At 28.1% G+C, this 16,256-nt stretch carries 5 protein-coding genes; 4 read left to right on the forward strand and 1 reads right to left on the reverse strand.

The genetic code is table 11. The features are described 5' to 3' along the window. The first annotated feature begins 8 nt into the window (after positions 1-8). The 4 genes from RDX53_RS00115 to RDX53_RS00130 all read left to right on the forward strand — a co-directional run bounded on the left by RDX53_RS00115 (position 9) and on the right by RDX53_RS00130 (position 12,804). Entirely contained in the window at positions 9-779 is a 771-nt protein-coding gene (locus RDX53_RS00115; RefSeq protein WP_307993438.1) for a TatD family hydrolase, read from the forward strand. Between the two features lie 184 nt (positions 780-963). Beyond that, the gene (locus RDX53_RS00120; protein WP_307993439.1) at positions 964-1,476 is read left to right on the forward strand and encodes a sigma-70 family RNA polymerase sigma factor; all 513 of its coding nucleotides are present in this window, start codon (positions 964-966) and stop codon (positions 1,474-1,476) included. 1 nt (position 1,477) lies between these two features. Further along, positions 1,478-2,812 carry a DUF5643 domain-containing protein gene (locus RDX53_RS00125; protein WP_307993440.1) on the forward strand — a complete coding sequence of 445 codons (1,335 nt, stop codon included), beginning with the start codon at positions 1,478-1,480 and terminating at the stop codon, positions 2,810-2,812. A 218-nt stretch (positions 2,813-3,030) separates the two neighbouring features. After that, a complete protein-coding gene (locus tag RDX53_RS00130; protein WP_307993441.1) occupies positions 3,031-12,804 on the forward strand; it encodes a SpaA isopeptide-forming pilin-related protein in 9,774 nt (3,257 codons plus the stop codon). 455 nt (positions 12,805-13,259) lie between these two features. Here RDX53_RS00130 and RDX53_RS00135 read toward each other — a convergent pair whose 3' ends face one another. Next, positions 13,260-16,238, reverse strand: coding sequence for a leucine-rich repeat protein (locus tag RDX53_RS00135; protein ID WP_195929615.1), 2,979 nt, complete (start codon positions 16,236-16,238; stop codon positions 13,260-13,262). Between the last annotated feature and the right edge of the window lie 18 nt (positions 16,239-16,256).

Raw genomic sequence — 16,256 nt, forward strand, 5'->3', positions numbered from 1 at the left:
AGGTAAATATGCTTTTTGACTCACATGCACATTTAAATGATGAACGATTTGATGAAGATAGAGAAGAGTTAATCTCTTCTCTTAATGAAAAAGGTGTTGATTTAGTTGTTAACCCAGGTGCTTGTATGAAAACATCAGCTGAAAGTGTTGAACTTGCAAACAAATATGATTTCATATATGCAGCAGTAGGTGTTCATCCACATGACGTTAAAGACTTAACTGAAGATGATATACAAGAACTTAAAAGAATGGCAATAGAAAATGAAAAAGTAGTAGCAATCGGAGAAATAGGACTTGATTACTACTATGATGCTGAATATAAAGAACTTCAAAAAAAATGGTTCAAAAGACAAATTGAACTTGCTAATGAATTAAAATTACCAATAATAATCCACGATAGAGATGCACATGGAGATACTTTTGAGATTATAAAATCAACAAAAAGTCCTAAAATAGGATGCGTACTTCATTGCTATAGTGGAAATGTTGAATTAGCAAGAGAATATGTTAAAATGGGATGTTATATTTCAATATCAGGAACAGTAACATTCAAAAACAACAAAAAAACAAAAGAGGTTGTAAGAGAAATACCTCTTGATAGATTATTAATAGAAACTGACTCACCTTATATGGCACCAACACCACATAGAGGAAAAAGAAATGATCCATCACTAGTGCAATTTGTAGCTGATACAATAGCAGTTGAAAAAGGAATTTCTTATGAAAAAGTTTGTGAAGCAACAAAAGAAAATGCTAAAAGATTCTTCGGAATTAAATAGATAATTTTTATTAAAAAGCATACAAAATATCCAAATATTTTGTATGCTTTTTTTATGTGGATTTTTAGAAAATACATTGAGTTTGGAAATTTTAATTAAAAACTAGGTTTATATAAAATTTTGAAAAATATTTATAACTTTTTAATTACTTCATTAGTCTAATATGTGAAAGGAGGTAAAAGTAATGGACGAAAAATTAATTAAAAAAGCAATAAAGGGAAATTTTAAAGCTTATAGCCTTCTGGTACATAGCTTGAAAAATGAGGGATATAAACTAGCATACACAATATTAAAAAATGAACAAGACAGCATAGATGCATATTTACAAGCAGTGGAAAAGGGGTTAAAAAACATACAAAATTTAAAAGAACCACAATATTTCAAAACATGGTTTTTGAGAATTGTTATAAATGAAGCTAAAAATACTATAAGTAAAAATAATAAATTAATATATTTAGAGGACGTTGAAAGTTCTAGAACTATAAAGTCAAAATCAGATAATCAAGAAGAAAAACTTGATTTGGAAAGAAGTTTGGCAAAAATAGAACCTCAAGTTAGAGAAATGATAAGATTGAAATTTTATATGGGTTATAAATTAGACGAAATTGCGAATATACTTGATGTTCCAGTAGGAACCGTAAAAGGAAAGATGTATACAGCTCTTAGAAGTATGAAAAAGGATTTGGAGGTGAGATAATATGGATAAAAATAAAGATAAAAGAAATTTTTTAGATGAAGAGAAAGAGATAGAAAAATTATTAAGTGAATTTGAAAGTGAAAATATTAAAATACCAGATGAATTAGATGAAAGATTAAATACTAAATTAAAAGAATTGAAACCTAAAAAATATAAAAAATGGGCAATAACATCTGTAGCATCAATTTTGATAATAGGTGTTTCATATGCATTTGTACCTAGTTTTAGAACATTTGCAGATACAATGTTTAGATATATTTTTGGAGATATCGGAATAGAAAATGCAGTTAATAATGGTTATAAAGCATCCGATGCACAATATATAAATATAGGAGGATATGATATCATAATTCAAAATATTTATATTGATGAACAAAGAATAAACTTTGAAGCTATAATGGAAACTAAAGTAGATGACATGATTATTTCTGATAATGATGATATAGATAACAAAAGTTATTATGAATTGTATGTAGATTCTGTAAATGCTGCAATGAGTGGAGGAAATTTTGATAAAGATGAAGATGGAAATATTAAAACAACAATAAATATTGTTGGAGGTAATATAGCAGAATTAATAGAGGGAAAAAATACATTATCATTAAAACTTAAATTGCTAAAAGTGAGTGCATCATATGACAAGAGTAATGATTTCAAATATGAAACACTTGGGACAACAAATGTAGAATTGGAGATACCAAAACAATTAAGCAAAACTAAAAATATAGAAATAAATAAACAAATAGATGATGGTGATCTGAATTTAAATATAGACAAGTTAAGAGTATCTCCTACAATGATGTATTTAAACACATATGGAGAAGTAACAAATATAGGTGAATTACAAGGATTAGATAACTTAAGAATAATATCTGAAAATGGAGAGATTTATAAATCTTCATTAGAATTATCTGGTATGGGATTAGAAAATGGAGGATGGAGCCAAACTATAGTACCTTCAGTATACTATGATAAAGGAAAAAAGCTGAAACTAAAAGCAGATGGAGTTTTAGTAAATGCAAATAAAAAAATAGAGTTAAAAATAGACGATAAGTACCCTAAAAAGATAGATTATTTCGGAAAAGAGGTTATTATTAAAGATGTTAAATACAGTAAAGGACATTTAACTGTAAAATATACAACAGATTCATCTATTAGTTATGATGGAGGTAGTGAATTGGATGGAAATTCATCTATAGATACATCATACGAGATAGGATCAAAGATATCAAGTATTGAATTTGAAAATGTAGATAAAAAAGAATCGTATCTATTGGATTTAAGATTGGTTATTAAATATAAATATCCAATAGATATAAACATAGATAATAAATAATTTATTAAATAAAAGCAAAATTGTAATTCTATTTAAATTACAATTTTGCTTTTATTTATATAATAATTAAGAAATAAATATGATATAATAGCTATTACAGTGGTTTATTCATTTTTTTCCAAAATTGCATAAATATAGAGTAATGTTATTTTAAATTTACCTTTGCAATAGATTTAAATATTTCTAATTAATAATTAGCAAGGGAGAAAAATCAAATAATGAATACACATTTATATCGCATATTCAAGAAAGTTATTGCAATTGTTTTAGCATTGCTATTAATAAGCACAGACACATTACAATATGCTTATGCAACTGTAGATGAATATCAAGGGCAAGAGGTAATATCTCAGGATGTATCATCACAGGAGAATATCGACAATAATGAACAAACATCAGATGATCAAAATGAGGGAATAATTGATGATAAAAATCTAGATAAAAATAGTAACATAACAGAAGAAGAGCTATCTTCAGAAAAAGACAATATACAAAATAATATCAATAAAGAAGATACCTCTAATGAAAAATCTACTGAAAATGAAAAAACTGAAAAAAATAATATTAAAAATGTTAAATCAGAAGAAGTAAATCAAGAATTAGTTATAAAAGTTGGACAAGAAAGTAATATAACTGATAGAAATATTTCAATTCCAACAGGACAAGTCACTCGTGTACATGTTACATCAACAGGTTCTAATTCAAATATAATAGGGGATTATAAAATTAGACTGGAAATAGATAATCCAGATGTTATATTATCGGATTTTCAAAAATCTGATGGAACAATCCAAAACGAGATAACTTTGGATGGCATAAAGCTAAAATTAGTAAATGGACAGGGTGGAAAGAGATATATTATAACAGAGCTTACTCAAGGTTCAACTAACCAATTTGATTTTCAAATGATATTCAAAAATGGTGTAACTAATGATGGAGAAAAAGTAATAATAAAAACAGAAATATTAGACTCAAATGATAATATAATTACTGATAAAGTAGCAGATGAAAAATGCATAATAAGTGATTTTACTATTACTGCAAAATCATCTTTTAGTTGGGATAATATTTCAAAAACTGCAAATAAACAAACTATAGATAGAAATAACAATGGTAGTATAAAAGATGAATCAATAGTATACAATATCAAAGCTACATCAAATAATAAAGGATATGTAGGCGAGATATTTACAAAAGAATATACTGTTACAGATGAGTTGGAACTACCTAGTTCGATTAATCTGCCAAAAGGTGAAATAAATTCATCTAATGGAGTACTTACAATAGGAGGCAAAAAGATTCTAGAAGTAAGTGAAAAAGATGCCAAAATTACTATCGAAGGAAGAAAAATAAAGATAATTCATACGAGGCAAAATGATTTAAATCCAGACAGTGAAATTAAAGAGCCAGATATGCAAGTTACTCTTTATACATCAAATTTAGTTGCAGAAAAAACACAACAAGAAGAAACTATAACAAACAAGGTTAGCTTTGATGCCAAACCTATAGTAGGAAATTCTAACTCAACTTCAGAAGATAAAGTTACTACAACTGTACCTCCTACAACTGCTAGAATAACTTCAAGAAAATCTAGTGAAGTTGTTGGAAAAAATGGTTCAGATGTAGAAATAGGTGACATTATAAAATATGAAATCACTGTAGAAAACGATGGTAGTTCCGAATTAGAGAATTTTGTTGTAGAGGATATAATCCCACAAAATACTCAAATTATAAATCAAGAACAATGGACTAATGGATATACACTAGAAAATAACAAAGTAAAATGGGTTGTTAATAGCTTAGATGCAGGAGCTCAAAAAACTTATATTTTTTATGTGAAAGTTACTGATTGTAATGAAGGAACTCTTATCAAAAATACTGCAACTGTAAACAATAAAAACACTAATGAAACTGTAAATAAAGTGGTAAAACCATCAGCGAGAATATCTTTAAATAAATACGCAAATGATTCATACAAGATATTTAAAGATGGTGAAACTATAACTTATACAGTAGAAGTTTCTAATTATGGTGAACTTGATTCAGAAAAACAGACTATAGTGGATATTATGCCAGCAGGTTTAGTTCCAGAGTATGATAAGTCTAATAATACAATTAAATCAGGGGATTATACAGGAACAGTAAAATACAATGAATTAACTAAGTCTTATACAATAACATGGGAAATTGGGAATGTTAAAAAAGGGTCAAAAATAGACTTAAGATACAACGCGAAAGTTGTAACAGAAAATTTACCAGATAAATTAATTACTGGTGAAGAAAAAACTATTGATGTAAAAAATCAAGTTACAAATAATAATGGACAAAAAGCAGAAGCAACAGTAAAAATCGGACTTGATGGATATAAAATTGGAGTTAATAAAACATCTAGCTCTGATGATATAAGAGAAGGTCAAAGCGTTACATACACTTTAAACATATCAAATACGGGGAAAGAAAAAACTAAAGTTGATGTAAAAGATATTTTACCTGTTGATAAAAACGGAAATGTTATAGACTGGTGGAAAATAGATGGCGATAATATAACAATAACAACATCTGGTGATTTGGATGAATATAATCTTGAATTAAAAGATGGCATCTTAACATGGAAAGATGTAAATCTTGAGCCAAATCAAACTTTCAACCAAACTGTTACATTAACATATCCAAAAGATAAAACTTTTGACTCATTATTTAATCTTAATGGATATAGATCAATAGTAAATACATTAAATGTTGAGGGAGAAGAAAGCAAAACATATCAAACGCCTAAAGATGTAGATTTAAAAATAAATAAATCTGTAGATAAGGCTTCTGTACCAATCGGATCTGGTGAAGATGTTACATTTACTATAGCTGGTTTTTCTAATACTTCAAAAAATTCATTAAAAAATGTAACAGTCAGAGATGATTTCTCAACATGGAATGGGGTAAATTCCAAATTCAAACTTAAAGAAATAACAACAGGTTCTTATGAGGGGATAGATAATTATAATGTAGAAGTCATGTTTAATGATTATTCAACTAAAACTATAAAAATAGACAATCCTTCACAAAACTCAAAATTAACATCTTTAATCGATGATAAAGATATAGTTAATGTAAAATCTATAACTTTTAATTTTGGAGATGTAGGAACTGATTTTAAGGTAGTAAATGGTATAAATGTAATTGCAACGCCTAAGTCTTCAGATGAAGTAGAGGCAGGAACTATTGTAAATACAGCAACACTAAATTTCAATAGTACTCAAATATCAGATGATGCAACAGTTGAGCTTACTTATCCAGAAACAAAAGTTATAAAACAAGCATATGTAGATGGAAAGTTAGCAGATAACAAAACAAATCCTATTTCAGTAGGAGATAAGGTAACATTTAAAATTAAATATACAAACAATACAGGAAAAGACATAAATTGTTGGGATATTTCTTTTATGGATAGATTCACAAATAACGATATTATCGATAAAAGTAAATCATTAAATATTACAGAAAAACAAACTGATTCTAATGGGAATATAGTTACAGAAAATCCATTAAGATTAAATGGAAGTGCAAACTGGTATTATATGAACTTTAGTTTTGGAAGTGGAGTACTAAAAAATGGAGATACAATAGAACTGACTTTTGAAGCAGTTACGACAAGTGAATTCTCGAAAGCAACAGAAGTCCCTAAAGACGGAGCAGTTGACTATAGACTTCACAATACTATCGAATTAAGAATAAAAAATAATGTTGTTGCTGAAGGTGAAACAGAGTATTATTACCCAGCAATAAAAAATAATATATGGACACAAAAAGGAATAAAATCAATTGGTAAATATACTAGATATAATGAGGATTCTGTATCTGGATATTACTCAGTAAATGGTAATTCACTTTATAGTTATGGAAGCACGCAAAATGCAGTAGTATACACATATGTTATATATAATGATGCAAATAGTAGTGATAATCTTCCACTTAAAAAAGCTGTAGACATTCTTCCTAAAGGATTCAAATATATCACACTAGGTAAAGATTCTAATGCGTTTTATAATGTAAATCAATCAAACCAAATAACAACTATAAATTATGCTAGTGATATTAATTTACCTCAAGGTGTAACTTTAGATGCAGGTATTGTTGTAAATGCTGCTTATGATAATAATGAGAAAATTGTATTTACATTTAATGAAGGGGCAGAGTTAGAGCCGGGTCATGCAATAGTATTTACATATTTATGTGAAATTGATAACAATGTTGCAGACTTATCATCAGTAAATAAAATAGCATTTGCATATGATACTACAGAAAAAGAGGCACCAGGAAATGATGTAAAACTACCATTTTCAACAAATACAGATAAATCACCTAAAAATGATGGATCTTGTAATATATTAAATAAAAATTATGATGGAATTTATGGTGGCGAAAATACAACTTGGTATGAATCTGATGTAACAATTAAAAAAGTAGGTATATTCCCAGGGATAAGTAAAAAATTAGATGGATTTTATAATGCAGGAAGTAATGAATTGCATGAGGTAGATGAAAATTCTAAAATAGCTATAAAATCATCTTTAAAATGGACAATAAAAGTAAACAATAGTGGAAATAATTATGATTCTTCTGATATGGTCAATTATACAGTGATTGATACTTTACCTAATCCATATACTTTATCTAAAAATAGTAAGCATACTCAAAATATTACTATTTATAATAAAGATGGAAGTAAGAGAGATAGTTTTGATATAGGAAATCTTTTAGATGTATCGACAAAAACTAATTCAGAAGGAAAAGATGTTCAAGTTTTAACTTGGAAGTTAGAGAACGAAAAATATACTATTCCAAGTGGGGGATATGCAGAAATAACATTTGTATCAGCAAATGACAGTGATATAGCGAATTTCGGTACATATGTGAATAATGTATCGCTAGTTCCAACACAATCATTTAAGAAAGATAACGTTACAGAAGGAAATGTAACGAAAGTTGAAATTAACGGCGAGAAAAAAGATGCTATAGAAAATCAAGCATCAGCACATATATTTGGAAACTATGCAACATATTCATTTAAACAGATAAGTGATTTATCAGGATATGATAAAGTGTTAGACGAAGATAAAACTGGTAATGGTTATGGTGATAATCATGCCAATGGATATGGATATAAACAAAATGATAATACTGTTATAAGTAGCGGTGCAGGTCAAAAAGTAGGATATACGTTATATGTAAAAAGTAACAGCGAGGGTGATATATATAATTTAACATTAATAGATAAATTCCCTCATGTAGGAGATGTAGGTACTGTAAATTTAAACAGTTCTAGAAACTCAGAATTTACTGTTTACTTATCAGATAATCCAAACTTTAAAGTTGATATATTAGATAGTGATAAAAACTTCATATCAACTGTTGATTCATCTCAATATTCAGTAGGATATTCTAGCAAAATTTCTTATACAGATGAAGATTGGAATTCTGTGACTACTTGGGATTCATCATATGACAAAAATGTTCATAAATCTCTACGTGTAACATTAAAGGATGGTTTTAAATTAAAACAAGGACAAATGTTAAGAGTTTACTTTGAAGGTATTATAGGCGATGATGCTATACCAGGAGAAGTTGCTTGGAACTCATTTGGATATTTATACTCAACAAAGAACTCATTCAATGAGGATATAACGTTAATTGCTGAACCAGCAAAAGTTGGTGTAAGTATACCTGGGACTACAGAATCAGCACAAATATCAATAACTAAAGTTGATGAAGAGAATACAAACAAAATATTATCAGGCGCTGAATTTGGTATTTATTCTGACAAAGAATGTACAAATTTAGTAACAAAAATAATAACAACATCTAATGGAGAAGATTTATCTAGTAAACTGTTATTAAATACTTACTATGTAAAAGAAGTCAAATCACCAGAAGGATATATATTAGATGATACTGTTTATACAATTAATTTAAATAAAAAAGATAGTATAGTTAAAGTCCAAAATGGCTATGCAGGATATATTACTAACAAAAAAGAGAAACGCCATAAAATAAATGTACAAATATCTAAAAAAGATATTGTTACAAATGAGGAATTACCAGGAGCTACACTTCAAATAATTGATAAATCGACAGGTACAGTTGTTGAAGAGTGGATATCAACAGGTAAACCATATCAAATAGATAATTTAGAACCGGGAGACTATACATTAGTTGAAAAATCTGCACCAGATGGATATTTAATAGCAGATTCTATTGATTTTACAATAACAGAAACTGATACTACTCAAAAAGTAGAGATGTTTGATACAAAAGATGTTTCATTATTTGTAAAGAAAACATTGGTTGATGGAAATCAATTTAATATAGATGAAGTATTTAATATAGTTGTTAGTGGAGAATTTTCTGATGGTTCACAACAAAAAACAATATCATTTACAAAACAAGAAGCTCTAGATGGTGTAAATAAAGAAGTCGAAAATGTTATTTACGGAAATAATTATACAATAACTGAAGAAAATTCAGATTCGTATAATGTGCTTATTACAGACAGAGGTAAAGTAACAGTTAACAAAAAGAATCAACTAGTGGAAGTTGTTAATTCAAAAAAAGCTAGTGGGCTTTTAGCTGTAACAAAAAATGTTGAAAATATAAATACAGTTAGTGATGAAGATATATTCACATTAATAGTAAGTGGTAAATTTTCTGATGGAACAAATTCAAAGACAATAGAAATCACTAAAGATCAATTAAATAAACAAGTTATAGTTGAAAATACTATATATGGTGAAACTTACACAATATCTGAAATAAGTAATGACAATTATGATGTTGTTTACAATACAAAGTCAGTAACTTTAGATGGTTCTATACAAGTTAAAGTATTATCAGTAACTAATATAAGAAAACAATCAGGAAAATTATCTGTAGTTAAAAAAATACTAGATAATGCAACACTTTCTGATGAAGATGTATTTACTATAAAAGTTACAGGACAATTTTCAGATGTAGAGGGAAAAACTACAAAACAATTTATATTTGACAAAAACAATATAGGACAAGCTCAAGATGTACCTGGAGTGATTTACGGAAATAAATACGAAATTTCTGAGGAACAAATAGGAAATAGGTATATTTTAGAGTCAATAGATAAAACATCAGTAACTATGAGTGATGAGGATGTATTATCTACAGTTACAAATAAAAAAACAACAGGTAAAGTTTCTATATCAAAGACAGATATAACAACAGGAAAACCTGTATTAGGGGCTATTTTACAAGTAATTGAAAAAGATACAAATAAAATTGTTGAAGAATGGACTACAACTGAAGAAGACCATATCATAAATAAACTTCCAATAGGTGAATATATCTTAAGAGAAATAACAGCACCAAATGGATATGTTAGAGCAGAAGATGTAGAGTTTACCGTTTCAAATAGCGGAGAAATCCAAAAAGTTGAAATGCAAGACGACTACACAAAAGTAGAAATAAGTAAAAAAGATCTAGAGACAAAAGAGGTCTTAGAAGGAGCACAATTACAGTTACTAAATAGCCAAGGAGATGTAGTAGCAGAATTTACATCAGAAAATAAAGCGTATACAATAAGTAAATTACCAGTAGGTGAATATACATTACATGAAGTAAAAGCGCCGAAGGGGTATAACTTAGCAGAAGATGTAAAAGTAGTAATTGAAGAGACAGGAAAAGTCCAAGAATTTTCAATATATGATGTTGAAAAAACAAATAATGTTCCAATATCAAAACAAGATATAACGACAGGTGAGGAGATAGAAGGAGCGAGGCTAGAACTTCTGGATTCAAAAGGCAAAGTAATAGAAAGTTGGACATCTACAACTAAACCACATGTTATAAATAACTTAAAAGCAGGAACATACACAATCAGAGAAAAAGTAGCACCAAAAGGATATTTACTAGCAGAAGATATTGAATTTACGATAGATGCAGAAGGAAATATCACAGGCTCAACAATAATGCAAGATGACTATACAAAGGTAGAAATATCGAAAAAAGATATAGTTACGAGTAAAGAATTGCCAGGTGCAACGTTGCAAGTAATTGAAAAATCAACAGGAAAAGTATTAGAAGAATGGACAAGTACCGCAGAACCTTATAAGATAAATAAATTGCCGATAGGTGAGTATATCTTAAGAGAAATCACAGCACCAGATGGATATGTGAGAGCAGAAGATGTAGAGTTCAAAGTAGATAAAACTGGAGAAATCCAAAGAGTTGAAATGAAAGATGACTACACAAAAGTAGAAATAACTAAAAAGGATCTAGAGACAAAAGAAATCTTAGAAGGAGCACAATTACAGTTACTAGATAGCCAAGGAAATATAGTAGCAGAATTTACGTCGGAAAATAAAGCGTATACGATAAGTAAATTACCAGTAGGTGAATATATACTACATGAAGTAAAAGCGCCGAAGGGGTATAACTTAGCAGAAGATGTAAAAGTAGTAATTGAAGAGACAGGAAAAGTCCAAGAATTTTCAATATATGATGTTGAAAAAACAAATAATGTTCCAATATCAAAACAAGATATAACGACAGGTGAGGAGATAGAAGGAGCGAAGCTGGAATTACTCGATTCAAAAGGAAAAATAATAGAAAGCTGGACATCTACAACTAAACCACATGTTATAAATAATTTAAAAGCAGGAACATACACAATAAGAGAAAAAGCAGCACCAAAAGGATATTTACTAGCACAAGATATTGAATTTACAATAGATGCAGAAGGAAATATCAAGGGTTCTACAATAATGCAAGATGACTATACAAAGGTAGAGATATCTAAAAAAGATATAGTTACGAGCGAAGAATTGCCAGGCGCAACGCTACAAATAATTGATTCAGCAAGAAATATAATAGAAGAGTGGACAAGTACTACAGAACCTCATAAGATCAATAGATTACCAGTTGGAGAGTATACTTTAGTAGAAAAACAAGCTCCAGATGGATACTTATTGGCAGAAGATATTAAATTTACTGTAAAAGAAAATGGGGAAATTCAAAAGGTTGAAATGTTCGATTCGAAAGATGTTTCATTATACGTTAAAAAAGATGTTTCTAACATTGAGAAACTAAAAGGTGATGAAATATTTACAATAAAAGTTTCTGGAGAATTTGCAGATGGTTCAACAGAGAAGTATATAAAATTTACTTATGATGAATTAGGAACAGAAAAAATAGTTACTGATATAATCTATGGAAATAAATATAATATAAGTGAACCAAATCATGATGGATATATGGTGAAAATCGATAAAGAGAATGTAAAAGTAGATGTAAAAAAAGAAGTTGTTACAATTATTAATACATTTATTATAACAGATGAACCTGAGAATCCAGGAGACCCGGATAAACCTGAAAACCCAGATGACTCGGATAAACCAAGTAATCCAGAAAAACCAGGAAATCCAGATAATTCGGATAAACCAAGTAATCCAGATAAGCCAGGAAATCCAGATGATTCGGATAAACCAAGTAATCCAGATAAGCCTGAAAATCCAGATGACTCAGATAAACCAAATGAGCCAGAAAAACCTGAAAATCCAGATAATTCGGATAAACCAAGTGATCCAGATAAACCAGGAAATCCAGATGATTCGGATAAACCAAATGAGCCAGAAAAACCTGAAAATCCAGGGAAACCAGATAGCCCAAGTGATCCAGAGAATCCAGATGATCCAGGTGATTCAGATAAGCCTGGAGACCCAGATGATTCGGATAACCCAGTAAATCCAGATAAACCTGAGAAACCAGAAGATACGGATGACCCAAGTAATCCGAATAAACCTGAGAATCCAGTAAAACCAAATATGCCAAGTAATCCAGAGGAAAGTACAAAGCCAGAACAAAATGTACAAACAGGTGATACTAACTTAACAAATGAAATCATAATAGGATCAATTTCATTAATTGTATTGATTGGATTATGGATTGATAATAAACGTAGAAAAAAATTATAGAAAGTTTATATAAAGTATAAAATAAAAAGGCAATAAATAAGGGAGAATAAGTAACAAATTAAGAAGTAACAAATATAGTAATAGATAAACTAGAGAATAAGTAGATAAACAGGATTAAAAAATCAGAGATATTTAAGAGAAGTGGTATTATAAAAATACCTTAGAATATAAAATGATAATATAAATTTTTAAGTAATATTTTCCGACATTATAGAAAATAGACGATCAACAGGAAAGCGAAAATATCTTAAAAAATAGTTTTATATTCTAATGACATTAATTTGCTATTATATATGAGTAAAAATATAAAATTTATTAGAAATATGCGACAATATTGATTAAAGGTAAATTAAAACTCTAATAGCAAAAGAGAAGTAATCTTACTTAAAATATGAAAATCATTGTAAAAGAAAGGGAGTAATCAATCCAATCTGGATTGACTACTCCTTTTTATATTATGGAATAATAATATTTTTATTAGCTGTTACATAATTAGTTTGTCTCATTTTTAAAGTTACGACTGTGTCTGATTTTATTTTTGGAAGATGCATCTTAAAATGTCCATCTGAATTTACAGAACAAGCCTTTCCTATCTGAGTATTTTTTATGTAAGCCCTTATATAAGCCCCGCTACAACCTCTTCCTGAAATATATATGTTGTTAGAATCTAATGTTTCAACTGAATCTACATAAAATGTATCAAATTCATATAAAGATGTTATAACTTCTTCTTTAGTTTCATATCCATGTTTAGATATTTCTACTATTATTTCTGAGCCGGGCTCTTGCGGTTCGATATGAAGTAAGAATTTTTTATCTGAACTTATAATGCATGTATCACTAATTAATTCATTGTTGTTGAAGGCTTTAACAGTAGCTCCGACTATTCCTTTTCCTGTTATAATATTTGAACTAGATTTTAAATAATTTACATCGAATAAACGAATTTTTTTCAAAGAAACATTTAAAATAGCAGCAGCTATTAGTCCCTCAACTTGGGCAACTATTACAGTAGTACCTTCATTTGTAGCTATTAAGCGATTGTTTTCTATTTTAGCTATTTTACTATCTGAAATATTCCAAGTTATAAGTTCGTTTTCAACATAATCATTATTTTGATCTAGTATTTCTAAACTTAGTGAATCATCTACTTTTAAATTAATTCTATCATCTTTAAATTTAACTGCAGAAATACAAGATCTAACAGTAACTATACAAGTTGCAATTTTATTATTAGCAGATGCAGTTATTACTGTAGTTCCTGGATTTAATGCTTTGATAGTACCATCATCATTGATTGCAACTATAGATGAATCCATACAAGACCAATTTAATGATATAACATCTGTAGTATCTTCTGGTATATAAGATATATTTAATTTATATGATTCATTGCATTTTAAATTTAATGAAGTTTTGTCTAGCGTAATTTCTTTTAATGGTAAATCAACATTAACTTTGCAAGAGTCAGACTTACCATCTAAAGTACACGTAATAATACAATCACCTTTAGAAATAGCTGTAATATTTCCATAAGAGTCTACTTTTACAATATTTTCATCAGAAGATTTCCAAACTGGGTTATCTGTGCAAGTATGATTTTTAGGGAAATATTCTATTTTTAAAGATTTAGATTCGCTTTTATTTAAACTTAAATAATCAGTTTCAAGTTTTATAGATTCTAAAGGTCGTTCAACTTGAACTATGCATTTTGCTATTTTATTATATCCAACTTGTGCAGTTATAGTTACTATACCCACATTATGGCTAGTAATAATGCCGTCTTTTACCGATACGATATTTTCATCAGAAGAGCTCCATTTTACTTTGAAAATATCATTTGTATTTTCAGGGTATAAAACTAAATCTAATTTACTTTGGTTGTTATTTAGCATAGATATAAATGAATTTTTTATAGAAATACCTCGAAGGCTTATAAATTTATATTCTTCAAAATCTATTTTATTTGCAATAGCGTACTTATGTGCATAAGAATTTTTTTCTCCGTAAATAACAAGATTATTACAATTATCAAATGCAGAATTGCTGATTGATTTAATGTATTTAGGAATAATAATCTTACGTAAATTAGTACAGTTATTAAATGCACGTTCACCTATCATTTTTATAGATTTAGGTAATCTAATATTTTCTAATGATGAACAGTTTGAAAATGCATATGAATTTATATAATTTAACGTTTCAGGTAAATTTATATCATATAGGTTCGTACAATTTGCAAAGCACGAATCTGGTATTTTATCAAACATTTTAGGGAGCTTGATTTTTTCTAAATTGCTACAATTAGCAAAAGTCAAAGGACTTAATGTATTAATTGTATTTGGTATATTTATTTCTGATAATGATTTACAATCATAAAATGCCGCTGTACCTATATTTTTTAAAGAGTCAGGTAAAGTAATATGATTTAATTTTTCGCAACCTGAAAATGAATCCGAACCAATAGACTGCAATGTTTCAGGTAAATCTATAGTTTTTAACTTTTTACAATTAGAAAATGCTGAATTATCTATTTGTTTTACAGTTTTAGGTAGATTGATTTCTTCTAAATTAATACAATTATTAAATGTACTAGATGGTATATATGTAAGTTTGTTTGGTAAAGTAACTTTTATTAAATTAGTACAATTTGAGAAAATGCCTTGTCCAATAGAAATAATCGAATTTGGCAAATTTATATTTTGTAAATTAGTACAATTAGAAAATACCCTAGAGCCTAAATTTGATAAATTTTGAGGTAAATCTAAAGAACTTAAACTGCTACATTCAAAGAAGGCAAGCTCCTTTATTTCTGTAATATTTTGTCCAATATTGATTTTATTTAGCTTTTTACAATTAGCAAATAAACAAGATTCTAATATATCGATATTATCAGGTAATATAACTTCTTCTAAGTTAAAACAATTAAAGAATACATTTTTGCTGATAACTTCAACTGAATTAGGAATTTGAATTTTAGTTAAGTTAGAGCAATTTTTAAATGCAGAGTCATTAATAGATTTTACCTTGTTAGAAAAATTGATTTCTTTTAAATTTTCACAATTTAAAAAGCACCTTTCTCCAATATAAGAAACATCATCTGGTATATTTATTGATTGTAAACTTGAACAATTATAGAAAGTTTCATCTTTTAAATCAGATAATTCTTTTGGAAGTTCAATTTTCTCTAAGCTTTTACAGTTATAAAATGCCCCTTTTTCAATATTCGATATATTTGGAGGAACATATAAAGATTTTATATTTTCACAATCATAAAAACATCTATATCCAAGTGTATTTATATTTGTTGGAATATTTATATTATGAGATTTCTTGTTCATGCACGATATAAATGAGTCGAGTATTAGTACACTTTTATTATTTAAATTACTATTTTTTAAAGATTTATACTTTTGCTTTTTAGATACTATCATAATAACCCCCCATAAAAT

It is taken from the genome of uncultured Intestinibacter sp., from assembly GCF_902468165.1.
Lineage (GTDB): Bacteria > Bacillota > Clostridia > Peptostreptococcales > Peptostreptococcaceae > Intestinibacter.

Coding starts and splice junctions, on each gene's coding strand:
- RDX53_RS00115 (WP_307993438.1), top strand. CDS start 9: ATGCTTTTTGACTCACATGCACATTTAAATGATGAACGATTTGATGAA.
- RDX53_RS00120 (WP_307993439.1), top strand. CDS start 964: ATGGACGAAAAATTAATTAAAAAAGCAATAAAGGGAAATTTTAAAGCT.
- RDX53_RS00125 (WP_307993440.1), top strand. CDS start 1,478: ATGGATAAAAATAAAGATAAAAGAAATTTTTTAGATGAAGAGAAAGAG.
- RDX53_RS00130 (WP_307993441.1), top strand. CDS start 3,031: ATGAATACACATTTATATCGCATATTCAAGAAAGTTATTGCAATTGTT.
- RDX53_RS00135 (WP_195929615.1), bottom strand. CDS start 16,238: ATGATAGTATCTAAAAAGCAAAAGTATAAATCTTTAAAAAATAGTAAT.